The sequence below is a fragment of the Micromonospora sp. NPDC005298 genome, from assembly GCF_040607375.1.
Taxonomy (GTDB): Bacteria; Actinomycetota; Actinomycetes; order Mycobacteriales; family Micromonosporaceae; genus Micromonospora.
This window is the reverse complement of record NZ_JBEXGP010000002.1, coordinates 603603-627641: the sequence shown is the minus strand read 5'-3', so window position 1 is coordinate 627641 and position 24039 is coordinate 603603. Positions and strand designations below refer to the sequence as shown.

Genomic DNA, 24039 nt, shown 5'->3' with positions numbered 1-24039 from the left:
CCTGAGACCGCAACAACCCCGATGTTGCGCGGATCTGCCTTCGATCCAGCGCAAGATCGCGCTCGATCCTGGATGTAGTGGCATCCCACGACGCCGGAGGCCCTACTTCCTGGATCGAGCGCGATCTTGCGGGCGCGGGCGCGCGAGGCACGCGGGCGGCGCGAGGCAAACGGGGGCGCGCGCGGGCAGCGCAGGCCAGCCCGCGGGCAGCGCGGGCAGCGCGCAGGCAGCGCGGGCAGCGCGCAGGCAGCGCGGGCAGCGCGCGAGCAGCGCAAGGCGCGCGAGCAGCGCAAGGCACGCGAGCAGCGCAAGGCACGCGAGCAGCGCGGGTCAGCGGAGCACGCGGCCGCGCAGGATCGTGCGGGACGGGGCGCGGACGACGCGCAGGTCGACGCGGGGGTCCTCGGGGTAGACGGTCAGGTCGGCGAGGCCGCCTTCGACCAGGCCGGGGAAGCCGAGCCAGTCCCGGGCGCCCCAGGAGGCGGCGGCGAGCACGTCGATGGGTGCCATGCCGGCGCGTTCGTGCAGCAGCATCATCTCCTCGGCGGCGAGGCCGTGGTCGATGCCGCCGCCGGCGTCGGTGCCGACGTAGATGGGTACGCCCGCCTCGTACGCGGCGCGCACCACTTCGGGGAAGCCGTCGCGTAGGGCGAGCATGTGGTCGGCGTATCCGGGGAACTTGGCCCGCGCCTGTTCGGCGATGCCGCCGAAGGTGGCGATATTGATCATGGTGGGGATCAACGCGGTGCCCCGTCGGGCCATCTCGTCGATCAGGTCGAGGCTGAGGCCGGTGCCGTGTTCCACCGAGTCCACCCCGGCCCGCACCATGATCTCGACCGCGGATTCGGAGAAGGTGTGCACCGCGGCGCGTACCCCGGCGTCGTGCGCGGCCTGGACGGCCGCGGTGAGGGTGTCGGCGTCCCAGGCCGGCGCGAGGTCGCCGACGCCACGGTCGATCCAGTCACCGACCAGCTTGATCCACCCGTTGCCGGACCGTGCCTGCGCGGCCACGGTGGCGGCCACCTCGGCGGCGCCGACCTCCACCCCGATGTCGCGCAGGTAGCGCTTCGGCGGCGCGACGTGCCGGCCGGCGCGGGCGAGTCGCGGCAGGTCCGGTTCGTCGTCGAGTTCGGGGTACGGGTACGGCGATCCGGCGTCGCGGATGGCCAGCACGCCGGCGTCCCGGTCGACGCGGGCCAGTTCGCGGGCCTGTCTGAGGGACGTGATCGGGGCGCCGCCGCGGGCGATGCCGATGTGGCAGTGCGCGTCGACCAGGCCCGGCAGGACGAAGCCGCCGTCGACGACGGTCTCCGCCCCAGGGACCGGCGTGAAGGTCACCTGGTCGCCGACCAGCCAGATGTCCCGGACCTCGTCGTCGGGGAGCAGCACACCGCGCACATGAAGAGCCATGCGCACAGTCCTACCCGATCACCGCGTCCTCCGCGAAGCGGCGGGCGTCATCCACACCCGATCAGCGGGGGCGGTTGTCGCCCTTGCCGAGCTTGTTGAAGTCGATCTTCGGGAGCTTGAAGCCGGGCGGCAGGCCCTGGCCTCCGGCGAGGTCGTTCGGGTCCGTCCCCGGCGGGAGCTGCGGCATGCCACCCGGGAAGCCGCCCGGCATCCCGGCGCCGGTACGCGGACGACCGCCGCCCTTGGTGCCCTTGCGCTTGTTCTTCGGCGACTTGGTCGCCTTGCGCCGGCCGCCACCGGGCAGGCCCATCATGCCGCCCATCTGCTTCATCATCTTCTGCGCGTCGGCGAAGCGGTTGAGCAGCTGGTTGACGTCCATCACGGTGACGCCGGAGCCGTTGGCGATGCGCGCCCGGCGGGAGCCGTTGATGATCTTCGGGTTGGTCCGCTCGCCGGGGGTCATCGACCGGATGATCGCGGTGACCCGGTCGAAGTGGCTGTCGTCCAGCTCGGCGAGCTGGTCCTTCATCTGCCCCATGCCGGGCATCATGGCCAGCACGTTGGCGATCGGACCCATCCGTCGTACGGCGATGAGCTGGTCGAGGAAGTCGTCAAGGGTGAACTGTTCGCCGCCCATCAGCTTGGCGGTCATCTTCTCCTTCTGATCGGAGTCGAAGGCCTGCTCGGCCTGCTCGATCAGAGTGAGGACGTCGCCCATGCCGAGGATCCGGCTGGCCATCCGGTCGGGGTGGAAGACGTCGAAGTCCTCCAGCTTCTCACCGGTGGAGGCGAACAGGATCGGCTGCCCGGTGACCTCGCGGACCGACAGCGCGGCACCACCGCGGGCGTCGCCGTCGAGCTTGGAGAGCACCACGCCGGTGATGCCGACGCCGTCGCGGAACGCCTCGGCGGTGCGCACTGCGTCCTGACCGACCATCGCGTCGATGACGAAGATGACCTCGTCGGGCGAGACGGCGTCGCGGATGTCGGCAGCCTGCTGCATCATCTCGGCGTCGATGCCGAGTCGGCCCGCGGTGTCGACGATGACGATGTCGCGGGCGGCGCGCCTGGCGTGCTCGATCGAGGCGCGGGCCACCTGCACCGGGTCGCCGGTGCCGTTGCCGGGCTCCGGGGCGTACACCTCGACGCCGGCCCGACCACCGAGCACCTGGAGCTGCCCGACGGCGTTGGGGCGCTGGAGGTCGGCGGCGACCAGCAGCGGCTGGTGCCCCTGGCCCTTGAGCCAGCGGGCCAGCTTGCCAGCCAGGGTGGTCTTACCGGACCCCTGGAGGCCGGCCAGCATGATCACGGTCGGCGGCTGCTTGGCGAACTGGAGCCGCCGCCCCTCGCCGCCGAGCACGTTGATCAGCTCTTCGTTGACGATCTTGATGATCTGCTGGGCCGGGTTCAGCGCCTGGGAGACCTCGGCGCTGCGGGCGCGCTCCTTGACGGCCGCGATGAAGCCCTTGACCACCGGCAGCGCGACGTCCGCCTCCAGGAGCGCGAGGCGGATCTCGCGCGCGGTGGCGTCGATGTCGGCGTCGGTGAGCCGCCCCTTGCCGCGGAGCTTGGTGAAGATCCCGGACAGGCGGTCACTCAAGGTGTCAAACACGCGAACATCCCGTTTGTCAGTGTTCCGGCGGGCACAACGCGGCCGGCACTGCGGAGTCCGGCCACCGCTAGGGTAGCCGCCCGGCCGCACGGCCGCTGGCGGCCCGGCCTCACCCCGAAACCAACCCCGACTGGTACGCGAAGACGACGAGCTGGGCCCGGTCCCGGGCTCCCAGCTTGCCCATCGCCCGGCTGACGTGCGTCCGCGCGGTCGCCGGGCTGACCACCAGCCGGGCGGCGATCTCCTCGTTGTTCAGCCCTTCGCCGACCAGGCCGACCACCTGACGCTCCCGGTCGGTGAGCGTGTCCAGCCGGGGGTGCGGGCGGGGCACCCTCGACGGCCGGGTGGCGAACTCCCGCACCACCCGACGGGTCACCGACGGCGACAGCAGCGCCTCGCCCTCGGCCACCAGTCGAATCGCGCGCAGCAGCTCCGCCGGGCGGGTGTCCTTGGTCAGGAACCCGCTCGCGCCGTGCCGCAGCGCGTCGAAGACGTACTCGTCCAGCTCGAAGGTCGTGAGCACCACCACCCGCGTACCGGTCAGGTCGGGATCGGCGACGATGCGGCGGGTCGCCTCGATGCCGTCGATGCCGGGCATCCGGATGTCCATCAGCACCACGTCGGGCCGTTCCTGACGGGCCAGCTCCACCGCCCGCAGTCCGTCGGACGCCTCGCCGGCCAGCGCCAGGTCGTCCTCGCTCTGCACCAGCGCCCGCAGCCCGAGCCGGACCAGGTCCTGGTCGTCGGCGATCAGCACCCGGATCACGCGGCCGACCCCACCGGCAGCCACGCGGACACCCGGAACCCGCCGTCGGGGCCCGGCCCGGCGGTGAGCCGTCCACCCAGCGCGGTGACCCGTTCCCGCATCCCGGCCAGCCCGTGCCCGCTGTCGTCGGCGGCGGGATCGGAGCCGGTTCGGCCGACGCCCGCGCCCCGGTCGGTGATCTGGACGGTCACCTCGTCGGGGCGGTACCCCACGGTCACCTCCGCGCGGCCCACCCCCGCGTGCCGCAGCACGTTCGTCAACGCCTCCTGCACCACCCGGTACGCGGCCAGGTCCACCGGCGCCGGCAGCTCACGGGCGTCACCGACCACGCGCACCTCGACGGTGAGCCCCGCCCCGGCGAGCCGGTCGCGCAGCGCGGGGAGCCGGGCCAGGCCGGGCACCGGCCCGCGCTCCGCGCCCCGCCGGACCGCACCCAGGGTGACCCGCAGCTCGTCGAGCGCCTCGCGGCTGGTCCGGCTGATCGCGGTGAGGGCGACCTCCGCCTGCTCCGGCCGCTTGGGCAGCAGGTGCAGGGCGATCTCGGCCTGCATGCTGATCGCGGCGAGCCCGTGCCCCACGACGTCGTGCACCTCCTGTGCGATGCGGAGCCGCTCCTCGTCGGCCTGCCGCCGGGCCTGTTCGGCGCGGTCGCGGGCCTGCTCGACCCGGGTGCGCGCGGCGGCCTCCCGGCTCACACGCACCACCACACCCACCGCGAACGGTACGACCACCCAGGCCGAGGCGGGCAGCACTCCCGTCCATCCCGGCGCCGGGCCACGGGCGAAGAAGACGTGCGCCAGCAGCAGGACGAACGCGGCGCCGGCGGCGAGCGCGGCCGGGCGCACCGGCAGCCGCACCGCCACGGAGTACACCGCCACCAGGAACGTGAGCAGGACGGGTCCGTACGGGTAGCCGACCAGCAGGTACGTCGACGTGGCCACGGTGACCACGGCCAGTGTGACGACCGGGACGCGCCGCCGGACCGACAGGGCGAGCGCGGCGACGGCGATCAGCAGCCGACAGACGGTGTCCACGGGACGCGACCCCGGCTGGTTCTCCCCGGCCAGGCCGGTGGCGAGCAGCCCGAAGACGAGCAGCGGCAGTGCGAGCGCGGCGTCCGCCGCCGTCGTCCGCCACCCGTTGCGCCACATGGCCGTCATTCTGCCCGCGCCGGGGGCACTCGTCGTGCGTCCGGCGGCGGCACCGCCGCTACGTCCGCCGACGTACCCGCCGCCACCGGTCCGGCCTGCCGCTCCCCCGCGCGCCGGGGAGGCGGCGGCGCACACACCGGTGAGCGATATGACTCTCAGGTATGAATATGACTCTGCGGTATGTGGCTCAACGGGGTGGCCGGCTCGCATGAGCGGCGCGCCGTCGTTCCTGCGACGCGCGGCCGGCCCGACGCACGACCGGCCCGACGCACGGCCCGACGCACGACCGGCCCGACGCACGGCCCGACGCACGACCGGCCCGACGCACGGCCCGACGCACGACCGGCCCGACGCACGGCCCGACGACGGCCGGGAACCGCAGGTCAGACGGCGGCGAGGACGGCGGCCTCCAGGCGAGCCCGGGTGTCGTCGTCCGGCCAGCCGCCCACCAGGTAGAAGGCGTCCACCACGTCGCCGCCGAGGGTGGAGATCCGGGCCGCGCGGACCAGGGCTCCGGCCTCGTCGAGCGCGCAGGCGACCCGGTAGAGCAGCCCGGCGGCGTCGGCGGCGCGTAGTTCCAGGAGCACGGCGTCGGTGGCCGCCTCGCGGTGCCACACCACGCGGGGGGCCGCGCCACCGCCACGACCGGCGAGCGCACGCCCGCGCAGCCGCTGGGTGACCGACACGTCCCCGGCGACGGCCCGGCGCAGGTCGGCCCGGAGTGGGACCGGGTCCGGTGGTAACCCGTAGCGGGGTTGCACCCGGCACTCGACCAGGGCCCGGCCGTCGACCGCCGAGGCGTCCGCCGAGATCACCTCCAGCCGGTGCAGCGCCAGACAGCCGGCCACCGTGGCGAGCAGCCCACGCCGGTCGGCGGCGGCCACCGCCACCCGGTCCTCGGCGAGGTGGACGACCGGAAGCGGCCCGGCCAGCAGCGCCGGGTCCGGAGCCGGCGGCTCGGGCAGGGCGCCGGTGTCCAGTGCGGTACGGACCCGGGCGACCAGCTCGGCGACGAGTCGACCCTTCCAGTCCGACCAGGCCGCCGGCCCGGTCGCCGCCGCGTCCGCGCGCACCAGCGCGTGCAGCAGGTCGAGCGTGCCGGTGTCACCGACCGCCTCCGCCACCGAGGCGATGGTGACCGGGTCGGCCAGGTCCCGGCGGGTGGCCACGTCGGGCAGCAGCAGGTGCAGTCGCACAAGCGTGCCGATCAGCTCGGCCTCGGCGGCCGGCAGCCCGATCCGGGTCGCCACCGCCTCGGCGAGCGGCACCCCGACGGTGCTGTGGTCACCGGGGAGGCCCTTTCCGATGTCGTGCAGCAGGGCGCCGAGCAGCAGCAGGTCGGGGCGTTCCACCTCGCGGGTGTGTCGGCTGGCCTCGTGGGCGGTCTGCACCAGGTGCCGGTCGAGGGTGTAGCGGTGCACCGGGTTGTGCTGGGGCAGGCTGCGCAGGCGGGTCCACTCGGGCAGCCAGCCGTCGACCAGCCCGTACCTGTCGCACGTCTCCCAGGCTGGCACCAGACCGGGACCGGCGCCGAGCAGGGTGGTCAGCGCGGCCCTCGCCTCGGCCGGCCAGGGTGCGGGCAGCGGCGGGCAGTACGCCGCCAGCCACTCGCAGGTGGCCCGGGCGATCGGCAGCCGGGTGGTGGCCGCCGCAGCGGCGATCCGCAGGGACAGGCTCGGGTCGGGGCGCGCGCCGATGGCGGTCCGGGCGAGCACCAGCTCGCCGTCATGTTCGACGACGTCACGGGCCACCGGGCGGCGCACGGGACCGTTCCCGCCTCGGGACCGGCCCGAACGCAGCCGGTCGGCGGCCCGGAAGGCGTCGTCCAGGGCGTGGCTGACCGTGCGGGCGTCCCCGGCGACCCGACGCAGGAGGGCGTCCCCGTCCTCCAGGCCAAGCAGCGCGGCCACGCCGTCGCGTTCCTGGGCGACCAACCGGTCGACCCGGCGCCCGACCTGCTGGTGCAGGGCGTCGCGGGTGTCCAGCAGGCGCAGGTGGGCGGCCCGTACGGCGGGGCGCAGCGCGTCGGTGATGCCGGCGGCGGAGATGGCCCGCAGCAGCCCCACGTCGCGCAGGCCGCCAGCTGCCTCCTTGAGGTCACCCTCGAGCAGGAAGGCCAGCTCGCCGTGGGCCTGCCAGCGGGCGTCGGTGACCTGCCGCAGACCGGGCAGGTGCCGCAGGGCGGTCCGCCGCCAGTGGTCGGCGGCGGTGCGGATCAGCGCGTCGGCCAGTGCCCGGTCGCCGGCCACCAGTCGCGCGTCGAGCAACCCGAGGGCCACCTTGACGTCGTCCTGGGCCACCGACAGCGCCTCGGAGACGGTGCGTACCGAGTGGTCGAGGCGCAGGCCGGCGTCCCAGATCGGGTACCAGACCGAGGCGGCCAGCTCGTCGGTGCCGGGCACCCCGGCGTGCAGGAGGACGAGGTCGAGGTCGCCGTACGGCGCGCACTGCCGCCGCCCCAACCCGCCGACGGCGAGCAGTGCCACCCCGTCCCGTGCCGGCAGCAACCCGCGCAGAAAGGAGTCGTAAACGGCCGCCCGCCCCACCCGGGCGGTCTCCCCGATCCCCCCGCGTACGCCGACGACCTCGTTGATCAAGAGGTTCGCGTCGCCGTCACCGGCGTGTCCTGACGCGTTCTTCCTGATCAACGAGGTCATGTCGGCGTCCTCGCGGTCAGAGGGCGTCTAGGCCGCGTTCGCCGGTACGGACCCGGACGACCTCTTCGACACCGGTGACCCACACCTTGCCGTCACCGATCTTGCCCGTGCGGGCGGCGCCGACGATGGCGTCCACCACCTTGTCCACGTCGATCTCGTCGGTGAGCACCTCGACCCGGATCTTGGGCAGGAACTCGACCGTGTACTCGGCACCCCGGTAGACCTCGGTGTGCCCCTTCTGCCGTCCGTACCCCTGGACCTCGCTGACGGTCAGCCCGGCCACGCCGAGGGCGTGCAGGGCCTCCTTCACCGCGTCCAGCTGGTACGGCTTGATGACCGCGGTCACCAGCTTCATGTCCAACCCCTCCATCCCAGGAACGTTAACCGGCGACCTTTTCGCTTACCGGCTCGGCGGGCTCCGCCTCCGGCTTGGCGCCGCTCGTGCCGCCACCGGGGGTGCCGATGCCGGCCATCGCGAACGCGCTGCCCGTGCCGCCGCCCGCAGGAGACAGGTCGTAGCTGCTCTCGGCGTGCTCGGCGATGTCGATGCCCTCGACCTCGGCCTCACCCTTGACGCGGAAGCCGATGGTCTTCTCGATGACGAAGGCCAGCACCCAGGCGATACCGAACGACCACACGGTGACGATCAGGCCGGCCAGGGCCTGCCGTCCGAGCTGGGTCGCGCCGCCGCCGTAGAAGAGGCCGTCGGAGGCACCCACCACGTCGCTGATCGCGGCGTTCACCGAGTTGGTGGCGAACAGGCCCAGCCAGAGCGACCCGATCCAACCACCGACGAAGTGCACGCCGACCACGTCGAGGGAGTCGTCGTAGCCGAGCTTGTACTTGAGGCTGACCGCGAGCGCACACACGACCCCGGCGACGATGCCGAGCAGGACGGCCGCCCACGGGGCGATGAAGCCACAGGCCGGGGTGATGGCGACCAGGCCGGCGACCGCGCCGGACGACGCGCCCACCATTGTCGGCTTCCGGTCCTTGATCCACTCGACAGCGATCCAGCCGAGTACCGCCGCCGCCGTGGCGAGCTGCGTGTTGATGAAGGCGAGACCGGCGACCGAGTCGACGGTCAGCTCCGACCCGGCGTTGAACCCGAACCACCCGAACCACAGCAGACCGGCGCCGAGCGCGACAAGCGGGATGTTGTGCGGCTTCATGCCCTCACGTGGCCAGCCGAGCCGCTTGCCGAGCACCAGCGCCACGGCCAGGGCCGCCGCACCGGCGTTGATGTGCACCGCGGTACCGCCGGCGAAGTCCAGCGCGTGGATGTCGGCGCCGATGATGCCGCCGCCCCACACCCAGTGGGCGACCGGGAAGTAGACCAGGGTGGCCCACCCGAACGCGAACAGCAGCCAGCCGGCGAACTTGGCCCGGTCGGCGATGGCGCCACTGATCAGCGCGACGGTGATCACCGCGAAGACCATCTGGAACGCCATGAACACGTAGAGCGGGACCCCGATGCCGCTGGGGTTCTCCGCCGTGGCACCCCACAGGTCGGTCTCGGCGAGGAACGTCTTGGTGCCGAGGTACGCGCCCGGGTCGCCCCAGAAACCGTTCACGTCGGCCCCGAAGGCGACGCTGAAGCCGTAGAACCACCACAGAACACTGATGAGCCCGATGGCGGAGAAGCTCATCATCATCATGTTGAGTACGCCCTTGGCCCGGTTGAGGCCGCCGTAGAACAGCGCCAGTCCGGGGGTCATGAGCAGCACGAGCGCGGTCGAAACCAGCAGCCACGTGGTATTGGCGCCGTCGATCGTCGGTGCTTCAGGCACGCTGGCCTCCTAAAAGGTGAAGTCCTCCTTCGCGGCTTTCCGGGGCAGCGTCGCCCGTAGGCCGGTTGCGCGGAAGCTTCGCGGCCGGCTGTTTCACCAAGCGTCCCGTGCGGGTTTCCGTTTGGTGACGGGTTGTTTCGTACGTGTCACGAAGTCCGCACAGTACGCGGCATGGACGGGGGCGGATCGCCCGGACGGCGCGCGTCGATGGCCGACCGGCCGGTTTCATCGACCGGACGGCGCTCAGCGGAGGGCGTTCTCCAAGGCGTGCCGCTCGTAGTCGAGCAGCCGCAGGTCACGCATCGGCCGGCGCAGGTGCCCCTTGTGCACGATCCGGACGAACGCCGGCTCGCCGGCTGCGGCCATCCGGCGGATGCCCTCGACGTGGTCCACGATCCGCTTGCGGATGGTGCGGATCAGCCGGTGCCGGTCCCGCGGGATCAGACCGTACGCGTCGGCGAAGAGGCGCAACCGGCGCGGCCGGTCCGGACGCTTCCAGCCCAGGGTGATCGAGTCCCGGTCCGCGAAGATCGGCACCCAGGTCCAGGCCGCGTACGCCACGTCGTAGATCCGGGCGCCGGGCGAGGCGAGGTCGAAGTCGATCAGCCCGAGGGTGCCGTCGGGTCGCCAGATCACGTTGTGCGGCGCGGCGTCGTGGTGGCAGATCACCTCGGTGTCCGGCGGCGGTGGCCCGAACGAGCGCCAGACCGCCCCCGGCGGCGGGGTGAAGCCGTACTGCGCGTCGTGGAACATCCGCAGCATGGTGGCGACGGTGACCAGCGCCTCGTCGGTGACCCAGTGCGGGGCCAGGGGGTACTCCCCGCACTCCCCCTCCAGGTACGACAGCACCTCGCGGTTGCGTTCGTCCATGCCCAGCGCCCGGGGCGCGCCGGTGAAGCCGACGTACTCCAGGTGCCGCAGCAGGGCGTGCACGGACGGGGTCCACGGCCCGGCGTTGCGACGGACCGTGTCCCCGACCCGGACCACGGTGCTCACGTTGCCGCCGTGCAGCGGGATCTCCTGCGAAGTCACGTACGGTCTCCCGAGGCGCTGCGAGGGGTGGCCGGGGTCGCGCCAGCCCGCGTACGCGCGATCGTCGGTGGTCACCCGAGACTACGCGTCCCGTCCGGTGGCCTCGGTCCCCAGCAACGCGTCGACGAACTGCGCGGGGTCGAACGGGGCCAGATCGTCCTTGCCTTCGCCGAGACCGACGAGCTTCACCGGGATGCCGAGCTTGCGTTGCACGGCGATCACGATGCCACCCTTGGCGGTGCCGTCGAGCTTGGTCAGCACCACACCTGTCACGTTGACGACCTCGGTGAAGACCCGGGCCTGTTCCAGGCCGTTCTGCCCGGTGGTGGCGTCGAGGATGAGCAGTGTCTCGTCGATGGGGCCCTGCTTCTCCACCACGCGCTTGACCTTGCCCAGCTCGTCCATCAGGCCGACCTTGTTCTGCAGGCGGCCGGCGGTGTCGATGAGCACGGTGTCCACGCCGGTGTCGATGCCGCGCTTGACGGCGTCGAAGGCGACGCTTGCCGGGTCGGCGGCCTCGGGGCCGCGCACGGTCTCCGCGCCGACGCGGGACCCCCAGGTCTCCAGCTGGTCGGCGGCGGCGGCCCGGAAGGTGTCCGCGGCGCCGAGCAGCACGCTGCGGCCGTCGGCCACCAGCACCCGGGCGATCTTGCCGCAGGTGGTGGTCTTGCCGGCGCCGTTGACGCCGACCACGAGCACGACCGCCGGGACGCCGTCCTTCGGGGCGGTCCGCAGCGAGCGGTCCATGCCCGGGTCGAGGGCGTTGACCAGCTCGGCGGCGAGCAGCGCCCGCAGCTCGGAGGCGGACCGGGTGCCGAGCACCCGGGTCCGTTCGCGGAGCCGGTCGACGATGTCGCGGGTGGCGTCGACGCCGACGTCGGCGGTGATCAGGCTGTCCTCGATCTCCTCCCAGACGTCCTCGTCGAGGTGGTCGCGGGCAAGCAGGCCGAGCAGGCCCTTGCCGAAGACGTTCTGCGAGCGGGAGAGCCGCGAGCGGAGCCGGACCAGCCGTCCGGCGGTCGGCTCGGGCACCTCCACGGGTGCCTCGATCACCGGTGGCGGCTCGACCAGGACACCGGTGGACAGATCGGACTCGGGTGCCTCGACCGGCGGGCCGGCGAGATCCTCTTCGGCCCGGGTGTCGACCTCGGTGCGGGGCAGCGGGGGCTCGGGCCGCCGCCGCAGGCGCGGCACGACCAGCCCGACTGTGCCGGCGATCAGCACACCGAGCAGGACCAGAGCGAGGACGAGATATTCGGCCATGCCGGAATCCTGTCAGATGCCGGCGACGGCGTCCCAGCCACCGCACCCCGGCCGGTGCCGGGAACCGGCGGTAGGCTCGGCCGCATGCCCGCCGCACACCTCCTCATCGGCCCTCTCCTGCGGCGAGTCGTCGACACCCGGGCGACCATCTGGGTGGAGACGGCGGCGCCCGCCGTGGTCACCGTCCGCACCGCCAGCGGCGCCACCGGCACCGCGCCCACCTTCTCGGCGTACGACCACCACTACGCCCTCGTCGTGGTGGAGGGGCTCAGCCCGGACAGCGAGACCACCTACGAGGTGCTCGTCGACGACCAGCTGGTCTGGCCGGTGCCCAGCAGCGGCTTCCCGCCGAGCGTGATCCGCACCCGGGCGGCCGACGACCGGGACCAGCCGGTCAACCTGATCTTCGGCTCGTGCCGGGAGACGACGCAGCACTCCACCACCCGCAAGCTCCCGCCGGACGCGCTCGACGCGTACGCCAGGCGGTTGATGGCCGACCCGGAGTCCAACGCGCTGCCGGACCTGCTGGTGCTGCTCGGCGACCAGGTGTACGCCGATGTGACCTCGCCGACGGTGCGGCGGCTGCTGCGTCGGCGCCGGCGGCGGCCGAAGGGCGCTCCGGCCGACCAGGTGGTGAGCTTCGACGAGTACACGAAGCTCTATCTGGAGTCGTGGCGCGATCCGGAGATCCGCTGGCTGCTCTCCACCGTGCCGAGCGTGATGATCTTCGACGATCACGAGATCATCGACGACTGGAACACCTCGGCGGCGTGGCGCGCCGAGATGCGCGAGCAGCCGTGGTGGCAGGAGCGGATCGGCAGTGGGCTCGCCTCGTACTGGGTCTACCAGCACCTGGGCAACCTCTCCCCGGACGAGATCGCCGCCGACCCGGTCTTCGCCAAGGTCGCCACCGCCGAGGACGCCACGAGCGTGCTGCGCGAGTTCGGGCACCGGGTGGACCAGGAGTCCGACCTGGCGCACGACACGGAGCGCTGGCGCGCGGTGCAGTACCAGTGGAGTTACGCCCTGGACCTGGGCCGTACCCGGCTGGTCATGCTGGACAACAGGTGCAGTCGGGTGCTCGAGCCGGGCAGCCGGGCGATGTTGCCGCCGGGCGAGTGGTCCTGGTTCCTCGACCAGGCGCACGGCGTCTACGACCACCTGGTGGTCGGCGCCTCGCTGCCCTGGCTGCTGCCGCAGGGCATCCACCACATCGAGGCGTGGAACGAGAAGTTGGCGGACTCGCGCCGGCCGTGGATGGCGCGGTGGGCGGAGAAGCTGCGCCGCGCTCTGGACCTGGAGCACTGGGCGGCGTTCCGGCGCTCCTTCGAGGCGCTCGCGGAGACGTTCGCCCGGATCGGCACCGGCACCCCGAGGGAGTCCGGCGCCCGGGTCGGCGCGGGACCGGCGTACGCCCCACCGGCGTCGATCAGCGTGCTCTCCGGGGATGTGCACCACTCGTACGTGGCGCGGGCCCGGTTCGCCGATCCCGCCGTGGTGACCCCCGTGCACCAGCTCACCTGCTCACCGATCCACAACCAGGTGCCGGCCGGCATCCGTCCGTTGATGCGGCTGGGCTGGTCTGCCGGTCCGGCCGGGGCCACCCGGGCGCTGGCCCGTTCGGCGGGCGTACGCCGGCCGAGCGTGCGCTGGCGCAAGCTGGCGGGTCCGTACTTCGGTAACGCGGTGGCCACCCTGACCCATGAGGGGCGTGGTGCGGACGTGACGATCGAGGGCACCACGAAGGACGGGCACCTACGGCCGGTGATGCGACGTCGACTCTCGGCTGGCGGGGACCGGACCGCGCCGTAGTCTCTAGGCCGTGGACGAGCACCTGCCGCAACCGATCCGGGCGGTCGAGCACGAGTTGACCGCTCTGCTGCGTCGAGGGCGCGCGGTTTCGTGGGAGATCGCCCGGGAGGTGCATCCGACCCTCGAACCGAACACCTACGGGCTGCTGCTCTGGCTGCGGCGCAGTGGGTCGATCCGGTTGACCGAGTTGGCGGCGCGGCTCGGCGTGGGCAAGGGGACGCTGAGCCGGCAGATCAACGCGCTGGAGGTCCTCGGTCTGGTCCGTCGCGACCCCGACCCGAACGACCGGCGGGCCGCGCAGATCACGTTCACCGAGGAGGGCCAGCGCCGGTTCGACGCGGCCCGGGCCGCGCGGGTGGGAGAGTTGCTGCGCACGTTGAACGACTGGCCGGCCCGGGACGTCGAGGAGTTCGCGCGGCTGCTCGGCCGGTTCAACGACGCCTGGCAGTAGGCGGACGCCGTCCGGGGAATAGCGCGCCGCTCCGTCAGGTTGTTGCTTCGGGCAACCAAACATACGGTTGCCTCAGGCAACTCTCAGGCGACCCTCGCGAAACCGCCCCCGTCGCTCCACCTCGACTCCATCCGGAGGCAGCAACGATGAGCCAGGCGACAGCGCCCACACGGGCGACCGGCGTCGACATGACGCACCGGCAGATCCTGCAGGCCCTCTCCGGCCTGCTGCTGGGCATGTTCGTCGCGATCCTCTCCTCCACGGTCGTCTCGAACGCGCTGCCGAGGATCATCACCGAACTGAAGGGCGGCCAGTCCGCGTACACCTGGGTCGTCACCTCGGCCCTGCTCGCGACCACCGCGACCACCCCCATCTGGGGCAAACTCGCGGACCTGACCAGCAAGAAACTCCTGGTCCAGATCTCCCTGGGGATCTACGTGCTGGGCTCGGTGCTGGCCGGGGCCGCGCAGGGCACCAGTGAGCTGATCGCCTGCCGGGTTCTCCAGGGAATCGGCGCCGGTGGCCTCACCGCGCTGGCCCAGGTCATCATGGCAACCATGATCGCGCCGCGCGAGCGGGGCCGCTACAGCGGCTACCTCGGCGCCGTGATGGCCGTCGGCACGATCGGCGGCCCGCTGATCGGCGGTGTGATCGTCGACACCTCATGGCTCGGCTGGCGCTGGTGCTTCTACGTCGGCGTGCCGTTCGCCATCGCCGCGCTGGTCGTTCTCCAGAAGACCCTGCACCTGCCCGTGATCAAGCGGAAGGCGCAGATCGACTGGTGGGGCGCCACGCTGATCACCGCGGCCGTCTCGCTGCTGCTGATCTGGGTCTCGCTCGCCGGCGGTCAGTTCGCCTGGGCCTCCTGGCAGAGCGCCGTGATGGTGGTCGGCGCCCTGGCGCTCGCCGCGCTGGCGATCCGGGTCGAGACCCGGGCAGCCGAGCCGATGATCCCGCCGCGGCTGTTCCGCAACCGCACCATCACCCTGGCCGTCGTCGCCAGCATCGCGGTCGGCGTGGGCATGTTCGGCGCCTCGGTCTTCCTCGGCCAGTACTTCCAGATCAGCCGCGGCCAGAGCCCGACCATGTCCGGCCTGATGACGCTGCCGATGATCCTCGGTCTGCTGGTCTCCTCCACGCTGAGCGGACGGATCATCACCCGGACCGGCCGCTGGAAGCGGTTCCTGGTCATCGGTACGGCGCTGCTCACCGCCGGCTTCGCGCTGATGGGCACGCTCCGCGCCGACACCAGCTTCACCCTGCTCAGCGTCTACATGGCGCTGGTCGGCATCGGTCTGGGCATGACCATGCAGAACCTGGTCCTCGCCGTGCAGAACACCGTCGGCACGCACGAACTCGGCGTGGCCAGCTCGACTGTCGCGTTCTTCCGCAGCCTCGGCGGCGCGATCGGCGTCTCCGTGCTCGGCGCGGTGCTCGCCCACAAGGTCACGGGCTACACCGCGGAGGGCCTCGGCCGGCTCGGGATCGCCGCGTCCAGCTCGGGCAGCGGCGGCACCCTTCCCGACGTGCACACCCTGCCCGGGCCGATCCGGGCCGTGGTCGAGGGCGCGTACGGCCACGGTGCCGGCGACATCTTCCTGGCCGCCGCCCCCTTCGCGCTGATCGCGTTGATCGCGGTGAGCTTCATCAAGGAGGTGCCGCTGCGGCAGCACAGCGGCTCCGCGGTCGTCCCCGAGGTCGAGCAGGAACCAACCATCGCGGTCGGCGCTGGCGCGGCCGTGGTCCGTACCGGCGAGCAGAGGTGAGGTAGCACCATGAGCGTGGGAGCCCCCGACCGCGAGGAGTACGGCCCCCGGACCCGCCCACTGCCCTTCGAACGCGGCACGGACGGGCCCCGGGTCGTCCTGGTCGGCGTCGACGGCACCCGCACCTCCGAGCGGGCCGGCTGGTACGCCGCTGGCCTGGCCCGCCGACAGGGCGCCGCGCTCGTGGTGGTCTTCGTCAGCTCCACGAGCGGGCTGACCGCCATGCTGCCCGGAATGGACGCCGGCGCCGTTCAGCGGACCCACGACGAGCTGGCCGAGGAACTGCGCCGCGAATGCCGGCGCGGGGCCGAGGAGCTGGGCGTGCCGCTGACCTTCCTGTGCCGGCGCGGCGACGCGTACGCCGAGCTGTGCGCGGCGGCCGACGAGGTGCAGGCCGACATGGTCGTGGTGGGCTGCTCCGAGCAGGCCGGTCACCGGCTGGTCGGCTCGGTCGCCACCCGGCTGGTCCGCACCGGCCGCTGGCCCGTCGTCGTGGTGCCCTGATAATCCGTCGCGGCGTGTCGGGGGCGCCGGGCAGGATGCGCGGCATGACCTGGACAGCACCGGAGATCACCCGGACCCCCGAACCGTACGTCGGCGACGAGCGCACCATGCTCGACGGCTGGCTCGACTACCACCGGCAGACACTGCTGCTCAAGTGCGCCGGCCTGACCGGGGAGCAGTTGCGCACGCCGAGCGTGGAGCCGTCCGGGCTGACCCTGCTCGGCCTGGTCCGGCACCTGGCCGAGGTGGAGGCCTGGTGGTTCCGGGAGAACTTCGCCGGGCAGCAGGTCGACTACCCGTACTTCACGCCGGAGAACCCCGACGCCGACCACGACGTCAGCAGCGCCGACGCCGAGGCGGACTTCGCCATCTTCCACCGGGAGGTGGCGCTGGCCCGCGAGGCCGCCGCCGGCCACTCGCTGGACGAGACCTTCACCGAGGTCAGCGCCAAGAAGCGCACGTTCAACCTGCGCTGGGTGTACGTGCACATGATCGAGGAGTACGCCCGGCACAACGGCCACGCCGACCTGATCCGGGAACGCATCGACGGCGTCACCGGCGAGTGACAGGCGTTCAGTGGTCCAGGGCCGCCCGCAGGTAGCGCAGGTCGGCGTGGCCGCCCCAGCGGTGCGCCGACAGGCCTGCTGCGCGGGCACCCCGTACGGCCCAGTCCTCGTCGTCGACGAAGAGCACCCGGGCCGGTGGGGTGGCAAGCGCCCGGCAGGCCGCCTGGAAATACTCCGGGGCCGGCTTGTGCACGCCGACGACCGACGAGTTGACCACCACGTCCAGCTCGTCGACGAGGCCGAGGGCGGCAAGGTCGGCGTCGAGCAGGTCGGTGGCGTTGGTGCCCAGCCCGACCCGGACGCCGGCAGCCCGCACCTCGCGGACGAACGCCAGCACCTCCGGGTCCACCTCGCCCCGGTACCGCTGCCACTGCTCGACGGCGGCGCGCGCCCGCTCCGGGCTGCCCACGGAGTCGGTGAGCGCGTCCGCCACGCTCGCCATCCAGTCGGCGTGGCTGATCTGGCCGGTCAGCACCGGCTGGAGCCGACCCCACTGCATCGCGATCTCGCCGAGCACCCCCTCGGAGAGGCCGTACTCCCGCTCGACCTCCGCGGCCACCGCCGGTTCCCAGCGACGCAGTACGCCGTCGAAGTCCAGCAGGAGCGCCGTCGCGCGTTCCCGAGCCACTACCCGTTCTCCTCGCCGCGGCTGTGCCGCTGGTCGTCCTCGTCGGCCCGGTTGAGCCGTTGGCTGATCACCTGCGTGACCCCGCTGCGCATGGTCACGCCGTAGAGCGCGTCGGCGATCTCCATCGTCCGCTTCTGGTGGGTGATGACGATCAGCTGACTCTTCTCCCGCAACTGTGCCAGCAACGTGATCAGCCGGCCCAGGTTGACGTCGTCCAGGGCCGCCTCCACCTCGTCCATGATGTAGAACGGGCTGGGCCGGGCGCGGAAGATCGCCACCAGCATGGCCACCGCGGTCAGCGACCGTTCGCCGCCGGAGAGCAGGGAGAGCCGCTTGATCTTCTTGCCCGGTGGTCGGGCCTCCACCTCGACGCCGGTGGTGAGCAGGTCCTCGGGGTCGGTGAGGATCAGCCGGCCCTCACCGCCGGGGAAGAGCACGGTGAACACCTGCTCGAACTCCCGGGCGGTGTCCTCGAACGCGCTGGCGAAGACCTCCAGGATCCGCTCGTCGACGTCCTTGACCACGGTGAGCAGGTCGCGCCGGGTGGCCTTGAGGTCCTCCAACTGCTCGGAGAGGAACTTGAAGCGCTCCTCCAGCGCGGCGAACTCCTCGAGCGCGAGCGGGTTGACCTTGCCGAGCAGGGCCAGTTCCCGTTCCGCCTTGGCGGCCCGCTTCTCCTGCACCGGCCGCTCGTAGCGGACCGGCTCGGGCACCGGCAGCCCGTCCCGTTCGGCCAGCGCCACGTCGGCCGGGGTGGGCGGGACCGGCTGGGTGGGGCCGTACTCGGCGACCAGGGTCTCCACGTCCAACCCGAAGTCCTCGGCGGCCTTGGCCTCCAGTTGTTCGATGCGCAGGCGCTGCTCGGCGCGGGCCACCTCGTCGCGGTGCACCTGGCTGGTCAGCCGCTCCAGCTCCGCGCCGAGCCGCTTGGCCGCCCCGCGTACCTCCTGGAGCTCCGCCTCGCGGGCGGCCCGTTCCCGGGCGACCGCGTCGCGGCGTTCCTCGGCCGTCGCGATCGAGGTGGTGAGCCGGGTGAGCGCCTCCCGGGCGCCACCGGCGACGGCCCGGGCGATGCCCGCGCCCCGGGTGCGCGCGGCCCGCCGGGCGGCGGCGCGCTCGCGCGCGGCGCGCTCCGCGGTGGCCTGCCGGGCGAGGGAGTCGGCCCGGCCGGCGATCGAGGAGACCCGCTCCTCGGCGGTACGCACCGCGAGCCGGACCTCCATCTCGTTCTGCCGGGCCTGCGGCACCATCGCGGCGAGCTGGTCCCGCTCCTCGCTTGACGGCTCGGCGTCGACCGGGGTCTCCTCGGCCAGCCGCAGCCGCTCCTCCAGCTCGGCGAGCGCGGTGAGGTCCCGTTGCCGGGCGGCCTCGGCGCGGGAACGGGAGTCGCCGAGCCGGTCGGTCTCCGCCTTCGCGGAGCGGGCGGCGGCACCCAGCTCGGCGAGCCGGCGGGCGGCGGCGTTGCGGTGGCTCTCCGCCTCGCGCTTCTCGGCGGCGGCGTGCTGCACCCTCTCCTTGGCGGCGGCCACCTCGGCGCGCGCCTCGACGAGCTGGTCGCGCAGCTCCGCACCGGCGCGTTCGGCGGTGACCCGGTTGGCGCGGGCCTCCTCGACCGCCGCCTGCACCTCGATGTAGCTGGGCGCCTTGGACGACCCGCCGGCCGCCGCGTACGCCCCGACCACATCGCCGTCGGGGGTGACCGCGCGCAGCTCGGGGTTGCCGGCGACCAGCTCGGCGGCGGCGGCGAGGTCGTCGACGAGCGCCACGTCCCGCAGCGCCCGGTGCACCGCCGGGCGCAGCTCGGCGCCGCACTCCACCAGGTCGGGTGCCCAGCGGGCGCCGTCGGGCAGCTTCGGGCGCAGTGTGTCGGCGGAGCCGGTCATGCCCGGTCCGGCCGGGCTGCCGACCAGCAGGCCGGCCCGGCCGGCGTCGGAGATCTTCAACAGCCGCATCGCCTCGACGGCCTCGTCGACCCCGCTGACGGCGACCGCGTCGGCGAGGCCACCGAGCGCGGCGGCCAGCGCGGCCTCGTTGCCGGGGGCGACGGTGAGCAGCCCGGCGAGACTGCCGAGCAGCCCCGGTACGTCGTCGGCGCGGGCGAGCAGCGCTCCGGCGCCGTCCTTGCGCCGCAGCCCGAGCGCGAGCGCCTCCTCGCGGGCCTTCCAGGTGGCGGCGTCCTTCTCGGCGGCCCGCTCGGCGTCGGCGAGTGACCGCACGGTGGCCTGCGCGCGCTCCTGCTCGGCGACGGCCTCGGCGTGCCGGGCGTCCAGGTCGGCGTTGTCCCGGTCCGCCTCGGTGGACTGCGCGGCGACCGCGTCCAGGTCGGCCTGGGCCTGTTCGGCGCGGGCGAGAGCGTCGGCGTGCGCGACGGCGAGACGTTCGATCTCCTCGCCGGCGCTCGTGGTCCGGGCGCGGGCCGAGTTGACCTGCCCGGTGAGCCGGGCCATGCCCTCGCGCCGGTCGGCGATGGCCTTGGCGGCGGCGACCAGCTCCCGTTCGGCGGCGGCGAGCTGCCGTTCCAGCTCCTGGCGGTGCTCGACGGCCTCGGCGAGCCGGATCTGGTCGTCGGTCAACGCCGCGCGCAGCTCCTCCTCCTGCTCGCGGACCCGCTCCGACTCGGCCTCCAGCTGGTCCGGGTCGCGGCCGGGCCGCTCGTCGTCGCCGCTGGTGCTGAGGTGCCGCAGCCGTTCCCGGGCCAACTGCTCGATCGAGCGGAAGCGCTCCTGTAGGGCGGACAGCTTGTACCAGGTGTCCTGGGCGGCGGCGAGCAGCGGGGCGTCCTCGGCCAGGGCCGCCTCCAGCTCACCGAGGCGGCCCTGCACCTCGGCGTGCTCGCCCTCGATCTGCTCGCGCCGCTCCCGCAGGGCGGTCTCGTCGGCGATCTCCCGGTCCAGGGTGGTGCGCAGGGTGGCCAGGTCGTCGGCGAGCAGCCGCAGCCGGGCGTCGCGCAGGTTGGCCTGGATGGCGGCGGCGCGGCGGGCCACCTCGGCCTGCCGGCCCAGCGGCTTGAGCTGGCGGCGCAGCTCGGCGGTGAGGTCGGTCAGGCGGTTCAGGTTCACCTGCATGGCGTCGAGCTTGCGCAGCGCCTTTTCCTTGCGCTTGCGGTGCTTGAGGACGCCGGCCGCCTCCTCGATGAACGCGCGGCGGTCCTCCGGCTTGGCGTGCAGCATGCCGTCGAGCCGCCCCTGGCCGACGATGATGTGCATCTCCCGGCCGATGCCCGAGTCCGACAGCAGCTCCTGGATGTCGAGCAGTCGGCAGGAGTCGCCGTTGATCTCGTACTCGCTCTCGCCGGAGCGGAACATCCGGCGGGTGATGGAGACCTCGGTGTACTCGATCGGCAGCGCGCCGTCGGTGTTGTCGATGGTGAGGGTGACCTCGGCGCGACCCAGCGGCGCCCGACCGGCGGTGCCGGCGAAGATGACGTCCTCCATCTTGCCGCCGCGCAGCGCCTTGGCGCCCTGCTCGCCGAGCACCCAGGCGATGGCGTCGACGACGTTCGACTTGCCGGAGCCGTTCGGGCCCACCACGCAGGTGATCCCGGGCTCCAGCTTCAACGTCGTGGCGGAGGCGAAGGACTTGAAGCCCTTCACCGTCAGGCTCTTGAGATACACCTTCTCGATCCTCGTCCGGTGGCCGCCGTACCGTCGCCGGCTGCGCGGACCTGGGTGAACCCGCAGACTAACCCGGTGACGCGAGCGGGCCGGCACGCGACCCGCCCCGGACGGCGCCGGACGAGGGCGCGGGACGCGTTCCGAGGGACGCGCGGGAAAGACAAGCGCCTTTCATGATCGGCTTATCCGTCGCGCCTTTCCCGGGAGTGCTCACCCGTTTCCGCGCGACCCAGCGCAAGATCAGGAATCGTCGGGCGCGAAAGGGAGCCGGACAGCGTCGCGCGCCGGCACATGACGTGTCGGCGCGCTTTTCTGCGGTGGTGCGATTCAGTTTTTCCGACCCGAAGGTCAGGTCAGCGCCGGCTCGGCCAGACGGAGCAGGTCGTCCGCCTCCGCCGCAGCCGCCGCGAGCCGATCATTGTCGGCACGCAGACGCGTGATCTCGAACTCCAGTGCCTGAACCCTGGCACGCAGCCGGGTGACCTCGTCGAGCAGACGCCGGTCGGGCGCTGCACCTACGTGGCCGTAGAGGGCCTTCGCCATGCTGACTCCTTGATATGCGCTGCCGGAAAGGCCGGCCAACGCGCGCCCATTTATACGCGGCTGTCATTCCAGGCTGTATCTGGGCATGACCGGGCGCGACTGGCGACACCTATATATTGAGCCGCACACCCCTCCTTCGTCAAGTTCTCGCAGGCCGTAGATCATCTCTACGTCGACCTGTCCACTTGTCGGGGGGCTGCCTTCGCGGCACGGACACTCTCTGTCCGGACGCCTTTACTGTACGCCCGGATCCGGGGAAGTCAGCACCTTGGCGTCCGACTTCCCCTTAACTCTTCCTTAGCCACGTTGCCGCAGCTCGTAGGCGGGTCGTAGCGTCAGCCCGGCCAACAACCGACCCCGTGGAGGCAGAGGCGTGTACGGCTGGACCGACCCGATGGACCCGAACGGCGCACCCCGGCGCGCTGAGCGGCAGACAGACGAGCCGGACTGGCTGACCGACCGCCCGGAGCCCCGCTCGGCCTACCTGTTCGGCGACGACCCGGACCGGCCCGGCGACGAGTGGCAGCGTGCGCAGCCCACCGCCCGCTGGCAGCCGGAGCCCCCCGCCGACGCGTACGCCGCCGCCTGGCCGGCCCACCAGCCGGCCGACGACGACCCGACCGACCGGCACGTCCGCGCCGGCTCCACCGGTTGGCGCGCCGACGCCGGCCCGGAGTCCACCGACGGCTGGAGCGCCGCCGAGGCCGAGCCCACCGCGCGGACGGGCGAGGGGAAGCACCGCTCCCCGCGCCGCTGGCGTCGACCGCTGATGATCGGCGGCGCGGCCGCCGCTGCCACCCTCGTGGTGAGCTTCGGCGTCGGGGCGCTCGCGCTGCCCGGCGGCGACGACAACACGGCAAGCGAGCCGACGGCCGTCGACGACACGTACGCCACGTCCGCGGCGCCGGCCGAACAACCGGCCCTGGACACCCTCACGGCGCCCTCCCCGACCGGCACACCCACGGCCGCCACCCCGCCGAGCCCGTCGCCGAGCACGGTCGTCAAGCCCAGCCCGACGCCGTCGCGGACCACCGCCGCCTCCCGACGCGTCGCGCCGCGCAGCACCGGAGGGATCACCACAAACGGCTCCGGCAGCTCCAGCGGCACGGTGAGCAGCCAGGCGCGCGAGGTGGTGAACCTGGTCAACGCCGAACGGGCCAAGGCCGGCTGCAAGGCGCTGAGCATCGACGACAAGCTGATGACCGCCGCCCAGAAGCACAGCCAGGACCAGGCCGACCACCAGAACATGTCGCACACCGGCAGCGACGGCAGCAACGCCGGCGTCCGGCTGGACCGCGTCGGCTACACGTGGCGCACCTACGGCGAGAACGTGGCCTGGAACCAGAAGACCCCGGCCGCCGTGATGGACGCCTGGATGAACAGCTCCGGCCACCGGGCCAACATCCTGAACTGCGCGTTCACCGAGATCGGCGTCGGCATCGCCAGCAGCAACGGCCCGTACTGGACGCAGGTCTTCGCGGCGCCGCGCTGACCGCGCGTCGTCCGCGCCCCCGCGCTCGTTTGACCCGGTGAGGTACGTCGGGCCGAGCGCGGGGCCGGCGTACCGGCCGAGGGCGGCGAGGGGCCGCCCGGGACCCGGGAGATGCCGATGCGGATCCGGCCGCGGCGACCTGCCGCGACGCGTTCACCGCGCCGCCTCCTGGCCGCCGGCCTCGCGGCGGTCCTGGTGGTGCCGGCGTACGGCTGCCGTGCCGAGCTGACCCCACCCGGCGCCCCCACCGCGTGGCCGGCCGGTCAGTCCCGCCAGTGGCAGTGGCAGTGGCAGCTCACCGGGCCGCTGGACACGACGGTGGACGCGGACGTCTTCCTGCTGGACCCGGTCGACACCACCGCCGCGCAGACCGCCGAGCTGCGCTCGCACGACCGTCGACTGATCTGCCAGGTGCACGTCGGGTCGATCCGGTCGGCCGACCCGGACGCCAGCCGCTTCCCGGACGCCGTGCGGGGCGCGGTCGGGCGTCGGCCCGGCAGCCGGTGGCTGGACGTCCGCGCCTGGGACGCCCTCGAACCGGTGCTCGCCGACCGGTTCCGGCTCTGCCGGGGCAAGGGCTTCGGCGCGGTGGCCCTCGCCGACGCCGACGGGTACGCGTCCCGCACCGGCTTCGCGCTCGACTTCGACGACCAGTTGCTGTTCAACCGCCGGCTGGCCCGACTGGCCCGGTCGTTGAGCCTCTCCCCCGGCCTGGTGAACGACGTGCCGCAGGTCGCCGCGCTCGCGCCGGACTTCGACTTCGCGGTCAACGAGGAGTGCGTCCGCCTGGGCCAGTGCGCCAAACTGCTGCCGTTCGCGGACGCGGACAAACCCGTCTTCCACGTCGAGTACACCGGCTCGACCGCCGACTTCTGCGTCACGACCGTCGGCTACGGCTTCGCCTCGATCCGCAAGGACCGCACGCTCGACGCCGGGCGGGACGCCTGCCCGCTGCCCTGAGACGGCTGACCGGGCCGCGGTC

Annotated in this window: 19 protein-coding genes; 7 read left to right on the top strand and 12 right to left on the bottom strand. The window is 73.0% G+C overall.

From position 1 onward, the window contains the following. Window positions 1–330: 330 nt before the first annotated feature. From ABZS77_RS07590 to ftsY, 9 genes are all read right to left on the bottom strand, one after another. Window positions 331–1410 carry an amidohydrolase family protein gene (locus ABZS77_RS07590; RefSeq protein ID WP_354818778.1) on the bottom strand — a complete coding sequence of 360 codons (1080 nt, stop codon included), beginning with the start codon at window positions 1408–1410 and terminating at the stop codon, window positions 331–333. A 61-nt stretch (window positions 1411–1471) separates the two neighbouring features. Continuing rightward, window positions 1472–3022 (bottom strand): signal recognition particle protein, encoded by a 1551-nt coding sequence (gene ffh, locus ABZS77_RS07585; RefSeq protein WP_354818775.1) that lies wholly within the window; start codon window positions 3020–3022, stop codon window positions 1472–1474. 109 nt (window positions 3023–3131) lie between these two features. Further along, a complete protein-coding gene (locus tag ABZS77_RS07580; RefSeq protein WP_354819572.1) occupies window positions 3132–3788 on the bottom strand; it encodes a response regulator transcription factor in 657 nt (218 codons plus the stop codon). Then, window positions 3785–4939 (bottom strand): sensor histidine kinase, encoded by a 1155-nt coding sequence (locus ABZS77_RS07575; RefSeq protein WP_354818772.1) that lies wholly within the window; start codon window positions 4937–4939, stop codon window positions 3785–3787. Before ABZS77_RS07575 ends, ABZS77_RS07580 begins: the two co-directional genes overlap by 4 nt. Window positions 4940–5322: 383 nt before the next feature. After that, entirely contained in the window at window positions 5323–7596 is a 2274-nt protein-coding gene (locus tag ABZS77_RS07570) for a [protein-PII] uridylyltransferase (protein WP_354818769.1), read from the bottom strand. Window positions 7597–7612: 16 nt separating this feature from the next. Beyond that, window positions 7613–7951, bottom strand: a complete 339-nt coding sequence (locus tag ABZS77_RS07565; protein ID WP_172862163.1) for a P-II family nitrogen regulator — start codon at window positions 7949–7951, stop codon at window positions 7613–7615. A 25-nt stretch (window positions 7952–7976) separates the two neighbouring features. Further along, entirely contained in the window at window positions 7977–9386 is a 1410-nt protein-coding gene (locus ABZS77_RS07560) for an ammonium transporter (RefSeq protein WP_354818766.1), read from the bottom strand. Between the two features lie 243 nt (window positions 9387–9629). After that, window positions 9630–10493 (bottom strand): aminoglycoside phosphotransferase family protein, encoded by an 864-nt coding sequence (locus ABZS77_RS07555; protein ID WP_192580334.1) that lies wholly within the window; start codon window positions 10491–10493, stop codon window positions 9630–9632. Window positions 10494–10499: 6 nt separating this feature from the next. Then, window positions 10500–11681 carry a signal recognition particle-docking protein FtsY gene (gene ftsY / locus ABZS77_RS07550; RefSeq protein ID WP_354818763.1) on the bottom strand — a complete coding sequence of 394 codons (1182 nt, stop codon included), beginning with the start codon at window positions 11679–11681 and terminating at the stop codon, window positions 10500–10502. 84 nt (window positions 11682–11765) lie between these two features. Here ftsY and ABZS77_RS07545 point away from each other — a divergent pair, with 84 nt between their 5' ends. From ABZS77_RS07545 to ABZS77_RS07525, 5 genes are all read left to right on the top strand, one after another. Continuing rightward, window positions 11766–13493: an alkaline phosphatase D family protein gene (locus ABZS77_RS07545; protein ID WP_354818760.1), complete on the top strand. Its 1728-nt coding sequence runs from the start codon at window positions 11766–11768 to the stop codon at window positions 13491–13493. Window positions 13494–13503: 10 nt separating this feature from the next. After that, window positions 13504–13944 carry a MarR family transcriptional regulator gene (locus tag ABZS77_RS07540; RefSeq protein ID WP_354818757.1) on the top strand — a complete coding sequence of 147 codons (441 nt, stop codon included), beginning with the start codon at window positions 13504–13506 and terminating at the stop codon, window positions 13942–13944. Window positions 13945–14090: 146 nt separating this feature from the next. Continuing rightward, window positions 14091–15710, top strand: a complete 1620-nt coding sequence (locus ABZS77_RS07535) for an MDR family MFS transporter (protein ID WP_354818754.1) — start codon at window positions 14091–14093, stop codon at window positions 15708–15710. Window positions 15711–15719: 9 nt separating this feature from the next. Further along, window positions 15720–16214 (top strand): universal stress protein, encoded by a 495-nt coding sequence (locus ABZS77_RS07530; protein ID WP_354818751.1) that lies wholly within the window; start codon window positions 15720–15722, stop codon window positions 16212–16214. A gap of 44 nt (window positions 16215–16258) precedes the next feature. Next, window positions 16259–16780, top strand: a complete 522-nt coding sequence (locus ABZS77_RS07525) for a DinB family protein (protein ID WP_354818748.1) — start codon at window positions 16259–16261, stop codon at window positions 16778–16780. A 7-nt stretch (window positions 16781–16787) separates the two neighbouring features. Here the strand turns inward: ABZS77_RS07525 and ABZS77_RS07520 are convergent, their stop codons facing one another. From ABZS77_RS07520 to ABZS77_RS07510, 3 genes are all read right to left on the bottom strand, one after another. Next, on the bottom strand, window positions 16788–17408 hold the full coding sequence (locus tag ABZS77_RS07520; RefSeq protein WP_354818745.1) for an HAD-IA family hydrolase: 621 nt from the start codon (window positions 17406–17408) through the stop codon (window positions 16788–16790). Then, window positions 17408–21022: a chromosome segregation protein SMC gene (gene smc, locus ABZS77_RS07515; RefSeq protein ID WP_354818742.1), complete on the bottom strand. Its 3615-nt coding sequence runs from the start codon at window positions 21020–21022 to the stop codon at window positions 17408–17410. The genes ABZS77_RS07520 and smc overlap by 1 nt, the downstream gene beginning before the upstream one ends. Before the next feature lie 348 nt (window positions 21023–21370). Continuing rightward, window positions 21371–21565: a hypothetical protein gene (locus ABZS77_RS07510; protein WP_007456482.1), complete on the bottom strand. Its 195-nt coding sequence runs from the start codon at window positions 21563–21565 to the stop codon at window positions 21371–21373. 373 nt (window positions 21566–21938) lie between these two features. Between ABZS77_RS07510 and ABZS77_RS07505 the strand changes: the two genes are divergently transcribed. Further along, window positions 21939–23057 (top strand): CAP domain-containing protein, encoded by a 1119-nt coding sequence (locus tag ABZS77_RS07505; protein ID WP_354818739.1) that lies wholly within the window; start codon window positions 21939–21941, stop codon window positions 23055–23057. A 117-nt stretch (window positions 23058–23174) separates the two neighbouring features. Then, window positions 23175–24017, top strand: coding sequence for an endo alpha-1,4 polygalactosaminidase (locus ABZS77_RS07500; RefSeq protein ID WP_354818736.1), 843 nt, complete (start codon window positions 23175–23177; stop codon window positions 24015–24017). Window positions 24018–24039 lie beyond the last annotated feature (22 nt).